Source organism: Mycobacterium vicinigordonae (genome assembly GCF_013466425.1).
In the GTDB taxonomy this organism is placed as follows: domain Bacteria; phylum Actinomycetota; class Actinomycetes; order Mycobacteriales; family Mycobacteriaceae; genus Mycobacterium; species Mycobacterium vicinigordonae.
In genome coordinates this window covers 3,940,975-3,962,701 of the sequence record NZ_CP059165.1, presented here as the reverse complement: position 1 = coordinate 3,962,701, position 21,727 = coordinate 3,940,975, and the positions used below count along the sequence as shown (strand labels likewise).

18 protein-coding genes are annotated in these 21,727 nt (G+C 66.2%); 12 read left to right on the top strand and 6 right to left on the bottom strand.

All coding sequences use genetic code 11. The features are described from left to right. Window positions 1-25: 25 nt before the first annotated feature. Window positions 26-3,535 (bottom strand): glycosyl hydrolase family 65 domain-containing protein, encoded by a 3,510-nt coding sequence (locus H0P51_RS17760; RefSeq protein ID WP_180914090.1) that lies wholly within the window; start codon window positions 3,533-3,535, stop codon window positions 26-28. A gap of 141 nt (window positions 3,536-3,676) precedes the next feature. Between H0P51_RS17760 and H0P51_RS17755 the strand changes: the two genes are divergently transcribed. The 7 genes from H0P51_RS17755 to H0P51_RS17725 all read left to right on the top strand — a co-directional run bounded on the left by H0P51_RS17755 (window position 3,677) and on the right by H0P51_RS17725 (window position 12,415). Then, entirely contained in the window at window positions 3,677-4,573 is an 897-nt protein-coding gene (locus H0P51_RS17755) for a universal stress protein (protein ID WP_180914089.1), read from the top strand. A gap of 58 nt (window positions 4,574-4,631) precedes the next feature. Next, the gene (locus H0P51_RS17750; protein WP_180919054.1) at window positions 4,632-6,095 is read left to right on the top strand and encodes a bifunctional aminoglycoside phosphotransferase/ATP-binding protein; all 1,464 of its coding nucleotides are present in this window, start codon (window positions 4,632-4,634) and stop codon (window positions 6,093-6,095) included. 35 nt (window positions 6,096-6,130) lie between these two features. After that, window positions 6,131-8,416 carry a phosphoenolpyruvate synthase gene (gene ppsA, locus H0P51_RS17745; RefSeq protein WP_180914087.1) on the top strand — a complete coding sequence of 762 codons (2,286 nt, stop codon included), beginning with the start codon at window positions 6,131-6,133 and terminating at the stop codon, window positions 8,414-8,416. 1 nt (window position 8,417) lies between these two features. After that, entirely contained in the window at window positions 8,418-9,404 is a 987-nt protein-coding gene (locus H0P51_RS17740; RefSeq protein ID WP_180914085.1) for an Acg family FMN-binding oxidoreductase, read from the top strand. Window positions 9,405-9,439: 35 nt separating this feature from the next. Continuing rightward, window positions 9,440-10,543 carry a 3-oxoacyl-ACP synthase III family protein gene (locus H0P51_RS17735; protein WP_180914083.1) on the top strand — a complete coding sequence of 368 codons (1,104 nt, stop codon included), beginning with the start codon at window positions 9,440-9,442 and terminating at the stop codon, window positions 10,541-10,543. Continuing rightward, window positions 10,527-11,465: a beta-ketoacyl-[acyl-carrier-protein] synthase family protein gene (locus tag H0P51_RS17730; RefSeq protein ID WP_180914082.1), complete on the top strand. Its 939-nt coding sequence runs from the start codon at window positions 10,527-10,529 to the stop codon at window positions 11,463-11,465. The genes H0P51_RS17735 and H0P51_RS17730 overlap by 17 nt, the downstream gene beginning before the upstream one ends. 77 nt (window positions 11,466-11,542) lie before the next feature. After that, on the top strand, window positions 11,543-12,415 hold the full coding sequence (locus H0P51_RS17725) for a universal stress protein (protein ID WP_180914080.1): 873 nt from the start codon (window positions 11,543-11,545) through the stop codon (window positions 12,413-12,415). A gap of 9 nt (window positions 12,416-12,424) precedes the next feature. Here the strand turns inward: H0P51_RS17725 and H0P51_RS17720 are convergent, their stop codons facing one another. The 3 genes from H0P51_RS17720 to H0P51_RS17710 all read right to left on the bottom strand — a co-directional run bounded on the left by H0P51_RS17720 (window position 12,425) and on the right by H0P51_RS17710 (window position 15,841). Next, window positions 12,425-13,204 (bottom strand): glutamate racemase, encoded by a 780-nt coding sequence (locus H0P51_RS17720; protein WP_180914078.1) that lies wholly within the window; start codon window positions 13,202-13,204, stop codon window positions 12,425-12,427. 5 nt (window positions 13,205-13,209) lie between these two features. After that, window positions 13,210-15,144, bottom strand: a complete 1,935-nt coding sequence (locus tag H0P51_RS17715) for a methyltransferase domain-containing protein (RefSeq protein WP_180914076.1) — start codon at window positions 15,142-15,144, stop codon at window positions 13,210-13,212. Window positions 15,145-15,286: 142 nt separating this feature from the next. Then, window positions 15,287-15,841: a hypothetical protein gene (locus H0P51_RS17710; RefSeq protein ID WP_425489068.1), complete on the bottom strand. Its 555-nt coding sequence runs from the start codon at window positions 15,839-15,841 to the stop codon at window positions 15,287-15,289. 258 nt (window positions 15,842-16,099) lie between these two features. On the opposite strand from H0P51_RS17710, the gene H0P51_RS17705 reads away from it, so the two are divergent. Continuing rightward, window positions 16,100-16,462: a bleomycin resistance protein gene (locus H0P51_RS17705; RefSeq protein ID WP_180919053.1), complete on the top strand. Its 363-nt coding sequence runs from the start codon at window positions 16,100-16,102 to the stop codon at window positions 16,460-16,462. Here the strand turns inward: H0P51_RS17705 and H0P51_RS17700 are convergent. After that, window positions 16,459-16,851 (bottom strand): DoxX family protein, encoded by a 393-nt coding sequence (locus tag H0P51_RS17700; RefSeq protein ID WP_180914073.1) that lies wholly within the window; start codon window positions 16,849-16,851, stop codon window positions 16,459-16,461. The genes H0P51_RS17705 and H0P51_RS17700 overlap by 4 nt on opposite strands. Window positions 16,852-17,096: 245 nt before the next feature. Between H0P51_RS17700 and H0P51_RS17695 the strand changes: the two genes are divergently transcribed. The 4 genes from H0P51_RS17695 to H0P51_RS17680 all read left to right on the top strand — a co-directional run bounded on the left by H0P51_RS17695 (window position 17,097) and on the right by H0P51_RS17680 (window position 20,407). After that, a complete protein-coding gene (locus H0P51_RS17695) occupies window positions 17,097-17,531 on the top strand; it encodes an SRPBCC family protein (protein ID WP_180914071.1) in 435 nt (144 codons plus the stop codon). Between the two features lie 2 nt (window positions 17,532-17,533). After that, window positions 17,534-18,319, top strand: coding sequence for an SDR family NAD(P)-dependent oxidoreductase (locus H0P51_RS17690; RefSeq protein ID WP_180914069.1), 786 nt, complete (start codon window positions 17,534-17,536; stop codon window positions 18,317-18,319). A 10-nt stretch (window positions 18,320-18,329) separates the two neighbouring features. Beyond that, complete coding sequence (locus tag H0P51_RS17685) at window positions 18,330-19,502, top strand: acyl-CoA dehydrogenase family protein (RefSeq protein WP_180914067.1); 1,173 nt, start codon at window positions 18,330-18,332, stop codon at window positions 19,500-19,502. 170 nt (window positions 19,503-19,672) lie between these two features. Further along, window positions 19,673-20,407 carry a 3'(2'),5'-bisphosphate nucleotidase CysQ gene (locus H0P51_RS17680; RefSeq protein ID WP_180914066.1) on the top strand — a complete coding sequence of 245 codons (735 nt, stop codon included), beginning with the start codon at window positions 19,673-19,675 and terminating at the stop codon, window positions 20,405-20,407. A gap of 64 nt (window positions 20,408-20,471) precedes the next feature. Here H0P51_RS17680 and H0P51_RS17675 read toward each other — a convergent pair whose 3' ends face one another. After that, on the bottom strand, window positions 20,472-21,680 hold the full coding sequence (locus H0P51_RS17675) for a MalY/PatB family protein (protein WP_180914065.1): 1,209 nt from the start codon (window positions 21,678-21,680) through the stop codon (window positions 20,472-20,474). Window positions 21,681-21,727 lie beyond the last annotated feature (47 nt).

The window sequence follows — 21,727 nt, the reverse complement described above, 5'->3', positions numbered from 1 at the left end:
CACTCGCGGGATTAGCGGTTGCCCCTCAGGTGACCTCGATGGTCTGCCCTGGAGCCAGCCGGTGTACCTGCCCACGGCATTCGACGTCGATCGAACCGTGACCCCCAACTTCCGCGGTCAGACTCGCACTTCGACCGCTGACCCGAAGATGAAGGCGTTGACCGCGATACACGAACGGGAACTCGATGGGCCCCATGCCGCCGGGCCAGTGCGGCCCCAGCACCAGGCGGTCGTCGCGGGTCTCCAGTCCGGTGAAACACCGCTGCAGGAGATCCACGCTGCCCGCCATTGCCGCCAGATGGATCCCTTCGGCGGTGGTGCCGCCCTGGATGTCGGCGACGTCGGAGTCGAGGACCTCGTCGAAATACTCCAGCGCATTGTCCCGGTTTGAACGAGCCAGCACCCAGGAATGCACGACAGCACTAAGCGTCGATCCATGCGAGGTTCGGCCCAGGTAGTAGTCGATCGTCCGCGGGATTTGCGCAGGAGTGAAGTGGTAATCGAGCCGCCCGAACAAGCCAAGCAACTCCTCGGTGGAGAGCAGATAGAACAGCATCAGCACGTCGGCCTGCTTGGACGCCTTGTATCGGTTGACACTGTCGTTTTCGGCTTCAAGGATTCGGTCGAGACGCTGAATGTTGCCGTACTGCAGCCGATATCCTTCCCAGTCCAGCTCGGCGAGTTCCGAATACCCCTCGAACTGGCTAATCACCCCGTCGTGGAAGGGTACGAACATGCGCCGACTCACATGCGTCCATCTGGTGAGTTCGGCTGTCGTCAAACCGATTCGGGCGGTCAGATCGAGTCGCTCCCGCAGCGGAAGCAGCTCCAGGGCTGCCATCGCCTGCGTGATCACCCACACCGCCATCACGTTCGAGTAGGCGTTGTTATCGATGCCGTCGTACTCGTGGCCCGGATAGCCGGAATGGAATTCGTCGGGGCCGATGACGCCACGGATCACGTAGCGGCCGCGCTCGTTGTCGAAAATAGCCAGGCTTACCCAGAATCGCGCGATCTCGACCAGCATTTCGGCGCCATAGTCGATGAGGTACTGGCGATCACCGGTCACCTGGTAGTGCTGCCAGGTCTTGTATGCGACGGCCAGACCGACATGGTGTGCTCGTGCGCTCGGATCCGGGTTCCAGCGACCGGATTTGGGATTGAGATGAAGTTCCTGACTTGCCTCGCGCCCGTCGCTGCCCGATTGCCACGGAAACATTGCGCCGAGGTGGCCAGCGCGGCGAGCGGCGCTTCGGGCTTCGGGCAGTCGCCGGTACCAGTACAACAACAGGGAGCGGGTGACGTTCGGCATCCGCAGGCTCAGCACCGGGGCCACGAACAGCGCGTCCCAGAAAATATGCCCCCGGTAGGCCTCACCGTGCAGCCCACGGGCGGGAACGCCGGCGTCGAGTTCGGCGGTGTGCGGCGAAAGGGTTTGCAGCAGATGCACCAGGTGCAGGCGCAGAATCCGCAATGCCTTTGCGCCGTCGTTCAATCCGACGCTGCACTGCTCCCACAGGCGAGCCCAGGCGCGTGCGTGCTGGCGGTGCAGGTGATCGTAGCGCTCGGCTTCCTCAAGGCATCGCCAGGCCGTCCGGGCCGGCTCAGAAATCGCGGAGTCGCGACCGGTGAACACGGTGGCGACCTTTTCCAGGCTGATCGCTTCACCCTCCGCGATGGCCATTTCGATGCGGTGGCCGCCGCGCTGGTCCTCACACACCGCCGAATACTGAGCCGCGGCGGGCGCAGCGTCCCGCCACACCGTGTTGCGCGCCGCGACCGCGATCGGGATCTGCGATTGAGAGGTGAGCGTTCGTAGCATTACGCAGTCGGGCGCCGGGTGCTCTATCGCGGTGCCGGTGAGGTGGGTGCTCGACAGGGCCTGATACCGCTCGACCATGGTGTTCTGTACCGATCCATCCACCAATGATTGGAATTCCACTGTCCCGGACCAGTTTTCAGCCCTAAGTGTGGTGCGCATCGCCACCACGTGCGGCTGGTGCATCGACGCGAACCGCTGCTGGGTCATCGTGGTGGTCCGTCCCGCGCTGTCCCGGTAGCGAAGTTCGCGCGTCAGCGTGGCATCCCTGAGGTCCAATTTCTGCCGGTACGCCAACAATTCGGCGTCATCGACGCTAAACCACGCCCCGCCGTCGATACGGAACGTCAAAGACAACCAATTGGGGAGGTTGACCAAACTCTCGTTTTCGATGGTCCGGCCCGCGATCTGGTCTGTCAGCGAATTGTAGATGCCGGCGGCGTAGGTTCCCGCGTAGTGCGCGGGCGAAGCGGTAGCCTCCGGTGCGCAACCCCGGGTAGCGAGATATCCGTTGCCGACGGTACACAAGGTCTCCCGTAGCCGCTCGCTGTCCGGGTCGTAGTCGTGGTAGGTGAGCTCCCACGCCTCGTCCGGCTTCATCAGGTCACCGTGCAAATCGGCGGCCAGCCGGCGCAGCAGTTCGACCACCGAGGCGGTGCCGTCGAGCCGAAACGAGGCTGCGGAAGTCATGGCTTGGCCATCGCCGTCCCCTCGAACGACGATGGCCAAGCCGCCGAACCGGACGGCGTCGAAAGCGTCCTCGTCGGGCAGGCCGCGCCCGATGAAGATGGGCAACACGGTCTCAGCATCGCCGGCGCCGGACCCCAGCGCGGCCAGGTCGAGCACCCATTGCACTGTTTTTCCCCTGTGCCATCGTGTATTTCGGCGGAGCTGCGCCGGCTCATCGTCGAGATCTGTGCGTGCGAGACCACGGCAGGCATTGTCCGGGACGATCACTCGCTGGCCCCGACCGTCGACGAACCACAAACCTTCGCCTTTGAGGTGCTCGCGAACCTCGTCAAGGTCACGGTCGCAAAGGACGACGACTTGACATTGGCTAGCCAGTTCTGCCAGCGCGGCGCCGGACTCATCTTCGGTCGGAGAACCCGCACGGGATTTCCCTATCCCGGTATCCAGAGTCGTGTCGAAGTCGACGAACACCGTCGGGCGCCGGCAGGTGATGAGTTCCTTTAGCTGGCTGTAGGACAGCAACGCATCCGGTAACGCAGACACGGCGACGCCGCCCGCCTGCACCGAGATCTCGGCGAGGTCGGCAACCATCGCATCCGCACCGTCCGGCGGCACCAGAACCGTGCCCGGCCGGTCGCCGTCGATTCCGACCAGCAGTGCGAAGGTGGCTGCGGCGCCGATGGAGGCCGTTTCCAGGTTCCACGCGACGACCACACATCGCCGCGGCGGAATGCCCAGGCGCAGAACCGATTCGGTCAACGCGGTAAACAGCGGCCGGGCGCCGGATTGGTCTGTCGTGAGAGCATCATCGAACAGCTCGCGTAGGCCCACCGCGTCCAGCGCGCGTGCGTAGTCGGCTCTACCAGAGTAGGCGAGCGTGGTGATGCCCACCTCGCGCAGCCGCCGCAGCAGCGCGACCGTGGAATCCCAGGCACGGACCAAGCCGTCCTCGGTGAGGACCGCGTCGAGTTCCAGAAGCACCGCGTCGTGGTAGCGCCTGTCGATGACTGCCGGCCATTCGCTCACGCCGGAAACGATTCCAACATCACCAGTCCCGATCAAGCCATCGGATCCAACCAAGGCCTCACGTCCATCCGGTTGAGGACTAAAGCCCCACGACCCCTGGCGGTTCGGTCAATAGCGTCATGGATGTCGAAGGAGAAGCAGATGTCAACCTCACCCAAGCAACACGGCATCGTCGTCGGGGTGGACGGGTCTGCCGAGTCGTGTGCTGCTGTTAGGTGGGCAGCGCGCGAGGCCGCGATGCGGAACCTCCCGCTGACCGTGGTGCACATGCTCAATGCCTTCGTGCCGACGTTCCCGCAGGTACCGCTGCCCACCGGAGTCGCCGTGTGGCAGGAGGAAGACGCCACGCGGGTCCTCGAGGACGCCGTCAAGCTCGCACAGGAAGAGGTGGACGGTGACCGCGACATCTCCATTGCAATGGATTTGAGGTGCGCGCCGCCGATGCCGACACTGATCGACATGTCCCAGGACGCGGAAATGATGGTGGTCGGGAGTCACGGCCGGGGCGCTGTCGGACGAACCGTGCTCGGTTCGGTCAGCTCCGGTGTGCTACACGGCGCGGCCTGTCCCGTCGCCGTCATCCGCGACTACGACCAGCAGGCGGCTCATGAGTTACAACACGTCGCAGCGCCGGTGCTGGTAGGTATCGACGGGTCACCGGTATCAGAGCTGGCGACGGAGATCGCCTTCGACGAGGCGTCGTACCGCGGAGTCGATCTGGTGGCGCTACACGCGTGGAGCGACGTGGACGCGGCCGACTTGCCAGGGCTGGACTGGCCCGTGATGAGCTCTGCGGTGGAAGAAGTGCTGGCCGAGCGCCTGGCGGGCTGGCAGGAACGATATCCCGACGTCAGCGTCCATCGCGTCATTAGTGGCGGCCGGCCGGCCCAGGCGCTGATCGACCGGGCCCACACCGCCCAGCTGGTGGTGTTGGGCAGCCACGGCAGAGGGGGTCTGAAACGAATGCTGCTAGGTTCGGTCAGCAACGCCGTCGTCCACTCTATCCGCACGCCGACCATCGTCGCGCGGCCGGCCTAGGACGTAGTACGCCATGACGGTTGCGATCACCGGCGAGAGACTGGCAGAGTCGGCAAAGATGGCTGCACTGCCCTTCATCGAACTCCACGAAACCCACACGGGTGTGGTGGTTCTGGCCGGCGACCGAGCGTACAAGGCCAAGAAGCCGGTGCTGACCGACTTCCTGGATTTCCGGACCACCGAGCAGCGTGAGCATGCTTGCCGGCGGGAAGTCGAACTGAACAGTCGCCTGTCCCCGCACAGCTACCTCGGGATCGCGCGGCTGTCCGATCCGGCCGGCGGTCCCGACGAACCGGTCATCGTCATGCGGCGATACGGCGACGACGACCGCTTGGCGACCAAGGTCACGCGCGGAGAAAACATCGAATCGATACTCGACACGATCGCCCGGGTGCTGGCCCGCTTCCACGAGCGTGCCGAGCGCGGGCCGGCGATCAGTGCTCAAGGGGGAGTCGCGGCGATCGACCGGCGTTGGTCCGACAACATCACCGAACTTAAACGCTTTGCCTCCGAGCATGATTCACCAATACTGCCTGAGTCAGTGGATCGGGTGGGGCAGCTGGCCGAACAATACCTCGCCGGCCGCACCGCGCTGATCGACCGCCGGGTCGACGAAGCCGCCATAATCGACGGGCACGGCGATCTGCTGGCCGCCGACATCTTCTGGACCGGCGGCCAACCGGAGATCTTGGACTGCCTGGAGTTCGACGACCAACTGCGCTACGTCGACAGAATCGACGACGCCGCATTTCTGGCGATGGACCTGGAGTTCTTGGGCCGTAAAGATCTTGGGGATTATTTCTTGAACTGCTACCGGTCTTATGCCGCAGACACCGCGCCGCCGTCGCTGCGGGATTTCTACATCGCCTACCGTGCCGGGGTTCGCGCCAAGGTCGACTGCGTGCGTCTCACGCAGGGCCACCGGGCATCCGGCGCCGACGCGGCCCGCCACCTCGCGATAGCAGCGGAACACCTGCGTGACGGCGCGGTCCGGTTGGCCCTGGTGGGCGGGAACCCGGGCACCGGGAAGTCGACGGTGGCACGCAACCTTGCCCAGGGCGTCGGAGCGCGGGTCATCTCCACCGACGACGTGCGCCGCGAGCTGCGCGAGTCGGGTGCGATCACCGGCGAGTCGGGGATTCTGAACGAAGGCCTGTACAGCCCGGACAATATTGCGGTCGTCTACACCGAGGCGATGCGCCGCGCGCACAACCTGCTGAGCCACGGGCAGTCGGTGATCCTGGACGGCACCTGGGGCAACCCACAGTATCGGGCCGCCGCCAATGCACTCGCCAGGCAGACGCATTCGGTATTGGTCGAAATCGTTTGCAGCGCAGCGGTGGACGTTGCCGCCGAACGCATCCAGACCAGGCAGCCGGGCACATCGGAAGTGACCGCGCCGATCGCGGGTGCGATGGCGGCACGCCGCAACGGTTGGGGCACGGCGCACATCGTGGACACCTCGGGAACGGTGGAGCGGGCACGCCAGGCGGCTCAAGAAGTTTGGCACCAAGCGGTCTAGAGATCGCGGTGATCCGGGTTCAGGAGGAGAGGAAAATGTCAACAAGCACCGGTTTGGCCAGCTACGTCGCCGACATCGCGGCGCTGTCCTTGGACAACGCCGAGGAGGCCGGCGGCAAGGGCGCCAACATGGGCGAGCTGGTAGCCGCTGGCCTGCCGGTCCCACCCGGTTTCGTGCTGTTGCGCGACAGCTATCAGGCCTCGATGCGGGCCGGCGGGGTGGACGCGGAACTTGGCGCGCTGCACCGCGAGGCGCTGGACCAGGTGGACAACGGCACCCGCCTAGCCGAGCTGTGCCAGCGGATGCAGAGTCTGGTCACCAAGGCGGGTGTCACCGATGAGGTGCGGGAACGGCTAGTCGCCGCCTACCGCGCGCTCGGATCTAATTGCGTTGTCGCCGTGCGGTCTTCGGCAACCGGTGAAGACGGTAAGGACGCTTCGTTCGCCGGCATGAACAAGACCTTGACGAATGTGACCGGCGAGGAGGCGCTGGTCGATGCCGTCATCCGCTGCTGGGCTTCGCTATTCAGCCCCCGGGTGATCAGCTACCGCGCCAGTCGGGGCTTCCTCGCCGACCCCGCGATGGCGGTCGTCGTTCAGCAGATGGTGGCCTCGGAAAAGTCTGGTGTCGGGTTCACCAGCGACCCCAGCACCGGGGAGCGGGGCCACGTGGTGATCGAGGGCGCCCTGGGGCTCGGCGAGGTAGTGGTGTCCGGCAAGGTGCAGCCGGACACCTACGTCGTCGACAAGGAGACCTTGGAGGTTCTCGACGTCAAGATCGGCCACCAGGACTTCAAGATTGAACGTGGCCCCGACGGCAACGATGCGATCGTGCAATTGGGCGATGCGCAGGCCGACGCGCGTGTCCTGGACGACGACGAGTTGCGCGGCGTCGCGAAGTTGGCCATCGCCACCGAGAAGCATCACGGTTGCCCGCAGGATGTCGAATGGGCGATCGCGGACGGCAAGACCTGGCTGGTGCAGTGCCGGCCCATCACCACACTGGGTGACGAGAATGACCCGAAAACCGGTGTGCTGGTGCGTGGACTGGCCGCGGCGCCCGGCTCCGCATCAGGCAAGGTCCGGGTACTGCGTACCCCACAGGAGGGAAACCGGCTGCTCGACAACGAGATCCTGGTCGCGCCGATGACCAACCCCGACTGGTTGCCGGCCATCCGTCGCGCTGCCGCCCTGGTGACCGAGACCGGCGGCATGACCTGTCACGCCGCCATCGTGGCGCGTGAACTCAGAGTGCCTTGCGTGGTCGGCGCCCGTAAGGCGACTACGGTGCTGCACGACGGCCAGACGGTCACCGTCGACGGCAGCAGCGGTGACGTTAGCGCCGGGGCCGCCGCTACACCTCAGGCGCACGCGGTGAGGGCTGAACAGCCCCCGGTGTCGGTGGCCAGCACCGAAACCACCGGAACGAAGATCTACGTCAACCTGGCCATCCCGGACACCGCCGAAGCCGTTGCCGCCCAGGACGTCGATGGCGTCGGCCTGCTGCGGGCCGAATTCCTGCTGACCCAGGCGCTTTCCGGGCGGCATCCGCGCGATCTGATCGCCCACGGCGAGCAGGCCCAGCTCGTCGATGCAATGGTCGCATCCATTGGCCGCATCGCGGCAGCGTTCGGGCATCGCCCGGTTGTCTACCGCGCCACCGATTTCCGCAGCAATGAGTTTCGCGGGCTGCGCGGCGGCGAGGAATACGAACCGGTGGAACACAATCCGATGATCGGATACCGCGGGTGTTACCGCTACGTCAAGGACCCCGACCTGTTCGCACTGGAGCTCCAGGCGCTGGCACGGGTCCGCGAGCAGCATCCCAACGTGCACCTGATGATCCCGTTCGTGCGGACCAAATGGGAGCTGGAAGCGTGCCTGGCGTTGGTGGACGCCAGCCCGCTGGGTGCGCAACGGGGACTGCACCGGTGGGTGATGGCCGAGGTGCCGTCGGTGACCTTCTGGCTGCCGGAATACATCGGCCTGGGTGTCGACGGGGTTTCCATCGGAAGCAACGACCTGACGCAGTTGGTGCTCGGCGTCGACCGTGACTCGGACATCTGCGCTGAGCTGTTCGACGAATCCGACGGCGCCGTCCTCGACGCCATTGGTCGTGTGGTGGCCACCGCGCGTAAGCACGGCATCACATCGTCGCTGTGCGGTCAGGCACCCTCGACCAACCCCGCGTTTGCCGAGCACCTGGTTCGAATGGGAATCACGTCGGTGTCGGTCAACCCGGACGCGGCCGCGGCGACGCGGCACACAGTTGCTGCCGCCGAGCGCCGGCTACTGCTGGAATCGGCGCGGGCAGGCGGCTGACATGTCTGCGGCAGTACCCGATCGTGGGGTCATCGAGTATGCGGTAGGGCTGGCCAGCCGGGCACCCTCGCTGCACAACAGCCAGCCCTGGCGTTGGGTGGGCCGTGCTGAGACGTTGGAGTTATGGGCCGATCCGCGGATGGCGATGCCCGGAACCGATCACAGCGGGCGCGAACTGACATTGAGCTGCGGGGCGGCCCTCGACCACCTTCGGGTCGCCCTGGCGGCCGTCGGCTGGCACACCCGCACCGAGCGGCTGGCCGACCCGCATGAGCCCGAGCTGCTGGCGACCCTGACGTTCGATCCTGCGGCGTCGCCCTCACTACCCGCTCAGCGCCTGGCGGAGGCCATCGGGCGGCGTCGCACCGACCGGTTGCCCTATGCCGCGCCCACTCCTTGGCGGCCACTGGCCGCAGCCCTGTGCGACCTGGTGGTGCCATACCAGGTGTGCTTGGATGTGATCGCCGACGACCAGCGCCCCCGGTTGGCCGAGGTCTCCCGTCTCACTGAAACCCTGCGTCGCTACGACACCACCTATCTAACCGAATTACGTTGGTGGACATCTCCGTTCGACTCCGACAGCACCCGGGTGCCGGACAGTTCGCTGGTGTCCACGGCGGAGGCCGCCCGGGTCGACATCGCGCGCGCGTTCCCGCCGGCCGGTGGCGGCCACCGTCGTTCCGGGATCGACCACGACCACTCCAAGATCCTGGCGCTGTCGACGGCCGGGGATGACACCATGGACGTGTTGCGTTGCGGGGAAGCGCTTTCGGCGGTGTTGCTCGAATGCACCGCGTCCGGCCTGGCAACCTGCACACTGACGCATCTGACCGAACTGGAGCAAAGCCGCGACATCATCGCCGAGATGACCGGCAGCCACGCCCGGCCGCAATTGCTGATCCGCGTGGGCAAGTCGCCGGCGCACGAACAACACGCCGAAGCCACCGCCCGCCGCCCGGTCGCCGACATCCTCGAATTCGCCGAATGAAACCTCGCAGAAATCGCGGGCAGGAGGTACCTCCGATGACTAAACACTGGCTGGTGATGGAACCCGACGGGCGGGGCGCACCGGCACCCCACGTCGCCCGAGTGGCCGGCGCCGGCCGGTATCTTCCCGAAACCCGGCTCACCACTGCCGATTTGATGGCCAGGACCAGCCATCACACTCACATCGATCTTGAGCGGCTGACCGGCATCCGCGAACGCCGAGTCGCAACCGGCGACGAGGACTCTTACAACTTGGCGCTGTCGGCCGCCCTGAACTGCCTGGGCACGGCGCAACAGGACCCGGCTTCTCTCGACGTGGTAATCAGTTGCAGTATCACGAAGTTCCAGGGCGGCCTCACCCAGTGGCTGGAACCGACGATGAGTGGCGCGATCGCCCGCGGGATCGGCGCGCACTGCGCGATGACCTTCGACGTATCCAACGCGTGCGCCGGAATGCTTACCGGCGTAACGATTCTGAACAACTGGATCCGCCAGGGCTTCGTCGAGCGGGGGCTGGTAGTCAGTGGCGAGTACATCTCGCAACTTAGCGATAACGCCGCGCGCCATATTCGCAACATCATGAGCAAGGAGTTAGCTTGCCTGACTCTAGGCGATGCCGGCGCCGCGCTGCTGCTGGAACGGGCACCGGCCGGTTCGGCGGGAATCGCGCTCGCCGGATTCACCACCGTCGCCGACTACAGCCGACTGTGCCTGGCCTATCCGCAAGGCCGCGATCCGGGTGCGCGCATGTTCACCAACTCCCGCGGAATCCAGAAGGCCGCGATCTCCAACACGCCGCTGTTGCTGCACGAAGTTCTTGATGCCGTCGGTATTTCGGTTCATGACATCGACCACGTGATCACGCATCAGACTTCGGCCCGGGCGATCCGCAAAGGGATGACGCGCTTAACCGAGGAATTCGGCGAGAGCCCACGACACGACGCTGTGATTACTGTCGACCGGTACGGCAACACGGCGTCGACGACGCACACAGTGGCCCTCGTGGAGGAACTCGAAGCGGGGCACATCGCCCCGGGGGAGCGGATCGCATTGCTGTCGTTGGCTTCCGGACTGGAGATCGGTGTGGTGTTGGTGACTTTGGACGAGGATCTGGTGAAGCGCTATGGGCACAGTGATTGATCGCGTCGACATCGCCCGGCCCCGACTGCGCGGTCGGCACAGCTCGTTGCATCTCGCCGTGGCGGCGGCCAACAGTTGCCTGCGCCATGCCGGATGCGATCCCGCCGAGCTGGACCTGGTGGTCAACGCCGGGATCTACCGCGACCGCAACCTGGGCGAACCCGCGCTTGCCGCGCTGATCCAGGACGACATCGGCGCCAACCCGGAAGACCCGCACGCCGGCGCCCACGGAACCTTCTCCTTCGACATCGCCAACGGTTCCTGCGGAGTGCTGACCGCGCTACAGATCGTGGATGGTTTCCTGCGCAGCCGGGCCATCGAGCGTGCCCTGGTGGTGGCCAGCGACGCCGACCCCGGTCACGGGATGAGTGAGCGTTTTCCGTTCTCGCCGACCGGCGCCGCCCTGTTGTGCGGCTGGCGAGACGACGTATACGGCTTGGGCCCGGCCTCCTGGGTGAATGCGGACGACGTGCCCGATCAGGCCGAATCATTTGCTGCCACAGTCGGATTTGCCGACGGCCGCAATGTGCTGCGCTTTGGGCAATCACCGGAGATGGACGAGCATTTCGCCGGGGCCGCCGCGCAGGCGGCGCGGGACTGCCTTACCGCCGAGTCGCTGGGGCTCACTGAACTGGACCGGATTGTCGCTGCGCCCGCGCGGCCCGGCTTCCGCACGGCGCTGGCCAAACACCTCGCGGTCCCGGTGGACATGATCGCCGTGGCCGGGGATCACCGCATGCACACCGCTGCCCTGGCAGCGGCCTACGACGAACTGCTGCCACATCTTTGGCCCGGAGCGCGGGTCCTGTTCGTCGCCGCCGGCGCGGGCGTGACCGCGGGCGCCGCCCTTTACCGCCGGCCGCCGGATGTCGCAGACGTGGCTGACGTTCACCTAACGTGCGGCTCATATTCATCGAGTTGAGGACCAAAGCCCCACGACCGAGGTTCGCTCGCGCAATAGCGTTTTCGGTGTCAAGGGTGATCCAGAAAGGATCGATGATGAACACATCTGTGCAGGGTCGCGGTCTGGTGGTTGGAGTCGACGGCTCCGCTCCGTCGAACGCTGCAGTCGCTTGGGCGGCGCGGGAGGCGTCTTTGCGTAACGTGCCGTTGCGGCTGGTCCACATGTTCAAGAGCTACGTGGCGACCTTCCCGCAAATACCCATGGCCGGTGGAGCGGCGATCTGGCAGGAGGACGACGGACGTCTGATCCTCGAGGACGCTGTCAAGCTGGCCAAAGAGTCGGCGGCCAGCCCGATTGAGATCACTCACGCGGTCAAGGTCTCACCGCCGGTCCCGACTCTGGTGGAACTGTCCGACGACGCGGATCTGGTGGTTGTCGGCAGTAACGGGCGCGGCTTGGTCGGCAGGGTTTTGCTGGGTTCAGTGAGTTCGGGTGTATTGCGAAGCGCGCGTTGTCCTGTCGCGGTTGTGCGCGACGACGCCCCCGCAGTCGGCCAGGACGCGCCGGTGGTGGTGGGCATCGACGGGTCCGAAGCTTCTGAGCTGGCCACCGCGATCGCGTTCGACGAAGCTTCGCGCCACGGCGTCGATCTGAAGGCGGTGCACGCATGGAGTGATGCTGAGGTGCTTGATTTCACCGGCATCGACTGGGACGCACTGCAAACCGAAGCGGAACAGATCCTGGCCGAGCGGCTGGCCGGGTGGCAGGAACGCTACCCCGATGTCACCGTGCATCGAATCGTGGTGCGGGACCGGCCGGCGCGCGAGCTGATCGAGCAGGCGAAGTCGGCTCAATTGCTGGTGGTCGGCAGTCACGGCCGCGGGGCGATTGGCAAACTGCTGGGCTCGGTCAGCAATGCCGTCGTGCACTCCGTGCACACGCCGATCATCGTGGCGCGGCCGTCGTAGTTCTGCCGGTCAGGATGCCCATGCCGCGGGCGGCCGATGCTCGACGGCGGTGGCGGTCAGCACCGTGCCCCAGGCCCGGGCGGCGCCCCGCCGCATCGCGTCGGGGTCGCCGGTGGTGTGAAATCGGCGGATAGCCGGGTCGGTCTGACGCAGATGCGGATACCGCGCCGCGACGGCCGCGGCCAGCTGCGCGGCTGGGTCGATCAGCCGGGAGTGCGGCAGCGCCGCCGCGAACCAGCGCGCGGCGGCCGGGTAGTGGGTGCATGCCAGCACTAGCGCGTCGACGTTTCGCAGCGGTGCGACGATGCGGGCCAGGTCGGCCTGGAACCGGGGCGAGCCGGTGCGGCCGGCCTCGATATGCGCCGACAGCGGCTGCGCGACCCGGCAGACCATCGTCCGGCCCGGCCGGTCCAGCCCGCGCCGGTAGAGACCGGCAGCGATGGTGCGACGCCCACCGACCACTCCGACACGGGCAGCGTCGCCGGGAACCGACGCGATGCCGTGGGCGATGATGCCCTCAACGGGAATAGGGGTATGCAGCCGGCCCGCCACCGTGCTGGCCGCGTTGCACGCCAGCACCACCTCGGTGGCCCCGCGCCGGGCGAGGGCAGCGACCACCGTCGTCAGGCGACCGGCCAGCTCGTCGGCGCTCATCCGGCCGTATGGCGTGACGCCGGCATCCGACCAGTACAGCACCGGCAGCCCGGGCACCAGCCGGTCCAGGTCATTTAGCAGGCCGACACCACCGATGCCCCAGTCGACGATGCCCAGGCACGGTTTCGCGGGCATGGCAGTCACGGGTAGGACAGCGGGGCGGTCCGGCCCTTGTCCAGGGGCCCGGAGTCAAAGGCCAGTACCCGCGCCTGCAACGTCGTGGTCAGCGTCTGCAACCGGGTGCCGGGGAAGCGGCTGCCGAAATACCAGCGGTATTCGTGTTCGGCTCGGATCGGGTTGTGCCGCAACATATTTTGCCATTCCGGATGTGTTGTCAGGGCGTTCAGGTCGGCGGCGAATTGCGGCCTGCGGCGCCGGGTGCGTAGGTGTGCCCGCGCCGAATGGACCAGCAGTGGCAACTCTCGTGGCCGCACCGGTTGTTCGACCATGTCGACCACCCACAAGCGTCCGCCCGGGCTCAGCACCCGACGTATCTCGGCCATCACCGGATCCCAATCCAGGTAGCGGAAAGACAAAAACGAGATCACCACGTCGACGTGATTGTCGGGTACGTCCAACTTGGGTCCGCTGACCTGGCCGAAGCGCAACCGCGTCCGGCCGTGGCTGCGTTCGCGTGCCCGAGCCAGCATGGCGGCCGAACTATCCACGCCGACGGCGAAGTCGATGTCGCCGTTGTCGTCCAGGGCACGTAGTAAAGCGCCATTACCGCAACCGATTTCCAGCACTCTCACCCGGCGGCCAAGGTCGGCGTGTGTGGCGGCCAGTCGGTTGGCCACCCACCGCCACTCGTCCTCGCGTACGCGGATGTCCGCGTAGGCGCGGTCGTACAGGTCGGCGACCCGATCGTAGGAGCGCTCGGGTTGCCGTGCGGCGGGTCGGCTTTCCGTCATCGGTTCGGCGGCGGCACCCAGGTACTTGCGCGCGCTGCCGGCCCATCCGTGCGACTTCTTGCCCGGTGCCGCAATGAGATAAAGCTTGGGGCGAGCCGCCGGCTGACGGCCCGCCCACGCAAACCGGTCCTTGCGAGCGGACACGGTCGTGTAGTTGTGGTTGCCGAACGTCGCTACGCCGAACACGTCGGCGAAGAAGGGTGCGAACCACCGCGCCGTCCGGCATGCGTGGAAGTACGCCCGTGCGTTGGGGGCGAACGGAATCGTCATGGCCCGCCACTCGTGCGGCGAGAATTGTTCGGGCCATTCGGTGGAACCGAACATCGGGCCGTACATGCCCGAATGACTGATCAGGTGCAGTTCGCTGATAGCTCGTCCGGCCACACTCAGCCAGGCCAGCTCGGATTCGAAGTCAGCCTTGTGGTGCAGCCCGGAGACAATCACCTCGGCGTCTGGGTGCGCAGCGGCCAGCTCGCGGCCCATGGTCGCGGCGGCCACCGCGAACTCGGCCGATCCTCCCCGGTAGTTGGTGGTGTGGCCAACCCAAATCACCGGTTTTCCCTGGCTTCTGGGTGCGACGTCGGCGAAGGGCACCCGCGAGTGCCTGCCCTGCGGGATCCAGGCACCGTAGTCGCCGACGAGCTCGAGCGCCTCCGAGCGGTCCAGGTCGAACACCCGCATCCCGCCCGCCGGTGGGCTGTACAGGTGCAAGGTGAGGCCGTCCGCTTCGGCGGTCATGTCGTGGATGTCGTTAGGCGAAATCGGGATCGGGATGCCCTCGTCGCGGACGATCTGCTCGGTCACCGCGAGTTTCGTTGCCCGCCAGCCGAATCGGCGTTCATGGAATCGTCCCGCCAATGGCACTACGAAGCCCCCCGAGCCCCCGTGGTCGTGCGGAGCGCAGCCGTGTCCCGGGCGCCAACGGGCCAGCATGATCTCGACCTCGCCGTCGACGCGCAGAATCGACCGCGAGTATGGTTCTCCGTCGTTGGGCTCTTTCGCCAGAGCCGCCAGCAGCGGCCGCGCCGCTGCCGTGCGCGCCAGCAAGCTGGGCCCAGGAGTTTCGCGGCGCGCGGCGACCGCGGCCAGCGCGTCGAGCAGTGCCGACACCTGGTTCAGTTGCTCATGCGTGCTCGTTTGCGGGTGGTGCGCGATGTGGGTCATGTTGAGATCCCCTTGGGCGGCGCAGGGTGGCCGCCGTGATGGTTTCGTTGCCGGTTTGTTGTGCTGGCAACGCTCGCGCCGGGGCCTCTACAAATCCTTGACGGATTCTTGACGGATTCTTGGAGGATTCTTGGAGCGACGGTCAGTTGCAGAAGGTGTAGCCGATGAACTGCCGGTCGGGGGCGTCGCCGGAGTAGTTGGCCAGGTGCACCGCCGGCATGCCCTGGTACTGGGTGTTCATCTTCTGGGCGGTGGGCGGCGGAACCTGTTCGGGGAACGCCAGGATCATGTCGGCGAAAATCTGTAACCCGTCCGGGCAGGTGGCGTCAGGCCGGGCCGGTTGCGGATTCCAGGCGTGCACCACTACCCGGTTGGTGACCTGGTAGCCCGCAGCGCAATTCGGATCGCAGATCTTGAAGACCGCGGTACCGGTCCCGTCGGCCTCCTTTGGACCCCAGTTTCGCCAGGACATGTTTTGCAACGCGACGGCGACGCTCGCGCAGCCCACCACGTTGAGCTTGTCGGGACGTCCGGCGGGCGGGACGGTGTGGTTATAGCAGCCGGGGATGGCAAGGTAGGGCGGCGCTGGGGGTGTTGTCGAGGTGGGCGGCGCGGGCTTGTCGGGTGCCGACCGGGTCAGTTGCACCACGGTGAAGACAACGGCACCGATCAGTAGCGCAGCCAGCACCGCAAGGATGCGGGGAGACATGGGCAGGCGACGTCGTTGGGACGGGTGGTCGTGCATATCTAACAGGTTTACCCGAATCTGTTGCCGGTCGGCCTCTCGCCCGCGAATTCTTTTGCCTGCGAATGTAACCGGGCTGTCAATCCCAGTCCGGATATTCGCAACCCGGCTGCAAGTGGCTGGGACCCCCGGCTCGGCATTTCCCGGCGGAGCCACCCCGGCGGATCGGGGTCCACTTAGCAGCGGTGACAGACTGCGAATGTGTCTGCAATCGACTTCACCTCAGTGGCACCGATCGTGCCCGTCCTCGACCTCGACGCCGCGTTGGACCGATACCGCCGGCTCGGGTTCCATGCTCGCGCCTACGACGGCCCCGACCGCTACGGATACGTCGACCGTGGATCGGTGTCCATGCACCTGACCGAATGGGCCGAGCATGATCCGTTGAGCACCGCTTCCAGCGTCTATATCTACGTCAGCGACGCCGACGCTCTGTATGGCGAATGGAAGGCGCTGGATAACCTCGGTGGCCGCCTGCATGGGCCGCGCGACACTCCCTACGGGCTGCGGGAGTTCGCTTACGTCGACCCGGACGGGACGCTGCACCGCATCGGGTCGCCACTGGGTGGCTAGCTGTTGCGGTAGACCTTTAGTGCGGTGGTGATCATGGGAACCTGCAGCGGTAGCCGAGCGATCGCGAAGGCGCGCAGGTACCACGGCTTGTCCCACCACAGCCGAACCATGTTGAGATTGCCGGGGAATACCCCGAGAAACAGCGCGACCGCGGCCAGGGCACCGAGCTTGCGGGTGCCAGGCGTGAGGAGCAACGCACCGACTCCGACCTCCGCGACCCCCGAGGCGTGGGTGTAGAACCGGGCGGGACCAGGCAGCTCGACGGGGATGATCTCGTCGAATGGTTTGGGCGCCGCGAAGTGTAGGACACCCATGCCAACTAGTCCCGCCCCCATCCGGGTCGCGATCTTTTCGGTGGAGTCACGCTGAGCTATCTCGGTGGAAGTCATCGTCCCATTGTTACCTGCCCGGCTATCGTCGGCGGCAGGCCGACCGTCGACTAGTTGTTCGAGAAGGCGCGCGCGCAGTCCGGCATGCGGCGAAGCGGTCGAAAAGCAGTTCACTGGAAACAGATTGAGGATCCACCGCCCAACCCGCCAGGCCAGTCGTCGCGAGAGACCCGCACCCGAGATGCTCTGAAGGTCGTGGCGTTTAGCATGAGCTGGTACGCGCCTCCCGCTAGGCAGGAGATCTCATGGTCGAGATTCACTTGGAACGAACTATTGCCGCGCCCGTGGACCAGGTCTTCGACTGGCTGGCCGACCCCGCGAACCTGGCGACGGCTCCGTTGGCCATCAAGGCCGGATGGGCCAAGGAATCTCCGGGCACCGGCGCGGGCGCCCTGCGGGAGGTGCTGGGCGCCGGCACCTGGTTTCGGGAGGAGATTACCGCCTATGACCCACCGAATAGCTACTCCTACCTGATCCTGCGATCATTTCCCGCGCTCACGCACGACGGCGGCACCCTGACCTTCACCCCGTCCGGGACGGGCACCCACGTCGACTGGGTGACGAACTACACCCATCCGTGGTACGCCGGCGGCAAGCTGATGGAGAAAATCAGTCGGCCGCTGTTGAGGTCCAGCTTCGTCGCGATCCTGAACTCCTGCGCCGAAGCGCTGGAAAACTGAGCATGCATTCTGACCGGGCACGCTCGCGCTGCTTCGTGGTGACCGGCGCTGCCTCTGGCATTGGCCTGGCCACCGCGCAGCGTCTGCTGGACGAGGGTGGAACCGTGATCGGTGCCGACCTCGCCTCGCCGCCCGACCTTGGTCCCGCGTTCCACTTCGTGACCGCTGACATCAGCGACGAAACCGCTGTCGACGCAGTGTTCGCTGCGGTGCCCGACCGGCTGGATGGTGTCGTGCATTCCGCCGGCGTGGCCGGCGGCGGGCCCGTGCATTTGCTTCCCCGGTCCGAATGGGACCGGGTGATCGGCGTCAACCTCACCGGAACGTTCCTGGTGGCCAAGGCGGCGCTGGCGCGGATGATCGACCAACCCCGCGTCGACGGCGAACGCGGGTCGATCGTGACACTGGCCAGCGTCGAGGGGCTCGAAGGAACGGCAGGAGGCAGCTCGTACAACGCTGCCAAGGCCGGTGTGGTCCTGCTGACCAAGAACATTGCGCTCGACTACGGGCCCAGTGGCATCCGTGCGAACGCGATCTGTCCGGGCTTCATTGAAACACCGCTGGCTGAAAGTGTATTCGGCATGCCGGGAATGGAGGGGCCGCGCGAGTCGATCACTGAGGAGCATGCGCTGCAGCGCTTGGGTAGGCCCGGCGAGGTCGCGGCCATGGCCGCGTTCCTGGTGTCGCTGGAAGCGTCATTCGTGACGGGTCAGGCGATCGCGGTCGACGGCGGGTACACCGCCGGTCGCGACCACGGCGTAGTGCAGATGTTCGGCTTCCCAGAGTGAGGAAATAGCGATGACTGCAACGATCAGCATGCTTGGCCAGGCCCATGGAATGCGTGAGCTGGTACGCGCCGAGGCCGCCAGATGCGAGGCGGCCCGCACCCTGACCGACGCAATTGTCGACGAGATGTGGGCCAGCGGGTTGATGACGGCGCTGAGCCCCGTCGAGGCCGGCGGTATCGAGCCGTCGCTGGCCGAGATGATCGATACTTGGATCGAGATGGCTTGGCAGGACGGCTCTTTCGGCTGGATCGGGATCGCCAACCTGCCGTCGCGGTTCGCCGCGGCCACCTATCTGCCCGACGACGGTTTCGCCGAAGTGTTCACTGCCCACGACAACCACGTCACCATGGGTGGCCAGTTCTTTCCCAACGGGCAGGGGACCGTCGTGGACGGCGGATATCAGCTCAGCGGATCGTGGAGCTTCGGATCAGGCACCGGCCACTCGCAGTACGTCGCGGCCGGGTTCTTCCCGATGGACAACGGTGAGATGCGCTGGATCAGCGAAGGCATTCCCGACATGCGGGTGGCCGTGGTGCCGCGGGAAGAGATTCAGTTCAACGACGGCTGGCACGTGCAGGGTCTAAAGGGGACGGGATCCTACGACTACAGCGCCGCGGACGTTTTCGTGCCCGCGCGCCGGACGTTCGGGCTCTTCGACCGAGTGCCGTTCCGCGGCACCTCACCGGCCGCCCGGATGGGACTGATGCCGGTCACCGCGGCGGGGCATGCGTCGTGGGCGCTGGGGGTCGCCAAGAGCATGCTTGACGACGTCGCCGAACTGGCCGCGACGAAGTTCCGGATGAGCGACATGGCGTCGTTGGCCAGTCGTCCCACCTTCCAAAAGGGGTTGGCACAACACGTTTCGGCGTGGCGGGCGGCGCGGCTGCTGATATTGGACGCGTTCGGGGCTGCGGAAGCTGCCGTGGCCGAAGGTTCGGATCTGAGCCCGACGCTGCGGGCGGATATGCGTGCGGCCGCGGTCTACGCCACGGACGTTTCTCGTGAGTGCGCACAGTGGGCGCACTTAGCGGCCGGGACCAGCTCGATCCGCGAGGGCAGCCGGCTCGAACGCTCGTTCCGCGACATCTATACCGGTACGCAGCACGCGTTTATCAGCGAAAAGGTTGCGATGGACTGCGCTCAGATCTGGCTGGGCATCATCGACGACCAGTTCGGGCTCTGAGATCCGTCGGACTGCGGGCGGCGGGTGCGTAGTCACGGCGAATCGCCGGCGACATTCGCACCGTTGTGCCCGGGCACGCCAGCGACGTCGCGGGGCGGTCACGGGGAGGCCAACATAGTCAGATAAAGTCGGCTAACCTTACCAAGATTACCGTGTATTAAGGACGCTCAATGGATGACCACGCACTGGCCGCTCAGTTGGCCACCGAAGCGGGCCAGCTGCTCCTGCAAGTCCGTGAGGAGTTCGCAGACGCCGCGGGGAGCGAGCGAAAAGCAGCGGGCGACCAGCGATCCCACGATTTCCTGATGGAAGCTCTGGGCCGTGAGCGCCCCGACGACGCCGTGCTGTCCGAAGAGGGCGCCGACGACCCGGTGCGGCTGCGCTCCGCACGGGTGTGGATCGTCGACCCGCTGGACGGCACCCGCGAGTTCTCCGAGCTCGAGCGCACCGACTGGGCGGTGCACGTCGCGCTCTGGCAGGCCGGTGAACTCGTCGCCGGCGCGGTAGCGCTGCCCGCGCAGGGGATTACCCTGTCCACCCCGAACGTGGAAGCGCCGTCCGCCGCCGCGGACAAACCGCGGATTGTGGTGTCGCGGACCCGCCCTCCGGCGATCGCACTCGCGGTGCGCGACGCGCTGGACGGCACCCTGGTCGAAATGGGTTCTGCAGGAGCCAAAGTAGCCTCGATCATGCAGGGACTGTCCGACATCTACGTCCATGCTGGCGGCCAATTCGAATGGGACTCGGCCGCTCCTGTCGCGGTGGCTCGCGCCGCAGGCCTGCACACCTCTCGCATCGACGGGTCCGCGCTGGCCTACAACCGGCCGGATCCCAAGCTGCCCGACCTGGTGGTGTGTCGTCCCGAGTTCGCCGAGTCCGTGCTGGCCGTCACCCAGCAGGCCTGACCAACGCCATCGAGAAACGTTGACGCAGAAGCGAGTTAGACGGCTCGACGGCTTGGTAAAGCCGTCAGGATAGCGTTTTGAGCGCTTGCCCCATGCGGGTGATCGCCTCGGTCAGAATCGCTTGCGATGTCGCGAAATTCACGCGCACATGGCCCCCTCCGCCGGTCCCAAAGACATGCCCAGAGCTGAGCGCGACCTGGGCGTGATCGAGGAACCACCGGGCCGGCCCCGACAGCTCGGAGACCACCTTGATTCCCTCGGTGCACGGGTCGTCGAAACCCAGCTCCCGGCAGTCCAGCCAAGCCAGATAGGTGCCCTGCGGCCTCAGCAACCGCACCCCAGGCAGGTGGTTGCTGACGAGATCGGTGAGCAGCGTTCGATTTTCGTGGAGACCCCGCAGCAGGGCGTCGAGCCAGTCGCCGCCGGTGCGGAAGGCGGCGGTGTGCGCGATCAGGCCCAGGTGGCTGGCGCCGTGGCCGACCTCCTCGGGCATCCGGCGAAGGTCTGCGGCGGCCTCGGGCCCCGCGATCGCCAGAGCCGCCTTGAGCCCGGCCAGATTCCAGGCCTTCGACGCCGAAGTCAAGGCCAGTGCATCCTCACCGCCGGGCACGCTGAGATAAGGCGTGAAGCGTGCACCGGCCAGCACCAATGGGGCGTGGATCTCGTCAGATACCACCCGGATGCCTTGGTGGCGGGCAAGTTCGGCGACTACGCGCAATTCGTCTCTGGTGTGCACCGCGCCGGTCGGGTTGTGCGGGTTGCACAATAGGTAGGCCACCTTGCCGGTGCGACCGGCTTGCCCGCGGGCTTGTGCGAACGTTTCTTCCAGTGCGCCTAGGTCGATTCGGCCATCGGGGCCCAGCGGCGCCTCGATCACACGCCGCCCGTCATGCGAAACAAATGCGTAAAACGGCGCGTAGACAGGCGAATTGACGATCACCGTATCGCCGTGATTGGTGAGCAACCGCAGCATCTCGACCACCCCGAGCATCACATCCGGTACCACGCGGGTGCGACCGACGGAGAGGCCGTCCCATTGCCAACGCTGCGCTGCGAATTCGCTGACCGCCTGCGCGTAACCTTTGCCGTGCGGATAGCCGGTGTCGCCGGCGTCGACGGCGCGATGGATGGCCTCCGCGACGGTAGGGGCAAGGTGGACGTCCATCTCCGCCACCCATAACGGCAACACGTCGGCCGGATGAGCCCGCCACTTCATGCTGGTCCGGGTACGCAGCTGCTCGAGAGAGAGCTCCTCGAGGGGGTTACGCGACACGCACGGATTCTAGCCAGGGTTGGGCTGGGCCCGCCGGGGCGATGGCC

Excerpts from the sequence above, each read along its gene's own strand:
- ppsA (WP_180914087.1), top strand. The coding sequence starts at position 6,131 with ATGTCAACAAGCACCGGTTTGGCCAGCTACGTCGCCGACATCGCGGCG.
- H0P51_RS17685 (WP_180914067.1), top strand. The coding sequence starts at position 18,330 with ATGACTGCAACGATCAGCATGCTTGGCCAGGCCCATGGAATGCGTGAG.
- H0P51_RS17695 (WP_180914071.1), top strand. The coding sequence starts at position 17,097 with ATGGTCGAGATTCACTTGGAACGAACTATTGCCGCGCCCGTGGACCAG.
- H0P51_RS17735 (WP_180914083.1), top strand. The coding sequence starts at position 9,440 with ATGACTAAACACTGGCTGGTGATGGAACCCGACGGGCGGGGCGCACCG.
- H0P51_RS17700 (WP_180914073.1), bottom strand. The coding sequence starts at position 16,851 with ATGACTTCCACCGAGATAGCTCAGCGTGACTCCACCGAAAAGATCGCG.
- H0P51_RS17715 (WP_180914076.1), bottom strand. The coding sequence starts at position 15,144 with ATGACCCACATCGCGCACCACCCGCAAACGAGCACGCATGAGCAACTG.
- H0P51_RS17730 (WP_180914082.1), top strand. The coding sequence starts at position 10,527 with ATGGGCACAGTGATTGATCGCGTCGACATCGCCCGGCCCCGACTGCGC.
- H0P51_RS17720 (WP_180914078.1), bottom strand. The coding sequence starts at position 13,204 with ATGCCCGCGAAACCGTGCCTGGGCATCGTCGACTGGGGCATCGGTGGT.
- H0P51_RS17690 (WP_180914069.1), top strand. The coding sequence starts at position 17,534 with ATGCATTCTGACCGGGCACGCTCGCGCTGCTTCGTGGTGACCGGCGCT.
- H0P51_RS17750 (WP_180919054.1), top strand. The coding sequence starts at position 4,632 with ATGGCTGCACTGCCCTTCATCGAACTCCACGAAACCCACACGGGTGTG.
- H0P51_RS17680 (WP_180914066.1), top strand. The coding sequence starts at position 19,673 with ATGGATGACCACGCACTGGCCGCTCAGTTGGCCACCGAAGCGGGCCAG.
- H0P51_RS17725 (WP_180914080.1), top strand. The coding sequence starts at position 11,543 with ATGAACACATCTGTGCAGGGTCGCGGTCTGGTGGTTGGAGTCGACGGC.
- H0P51_RS17755 (WP_180914089.1), top strand. The coding sequence starts at position 3,677 with ATGTCAACCTCACCCAAGCAACACGGCATCGTCGTCGGGGTGGACGGG.
- H0P51_RS17740 (WP_180914085.1), top strand. The coding sequence starts at position 8,418 with ATGTCTGCGGCAGTACCCGATCGTGGGGTCATCGAGTATGCGGTAGGG.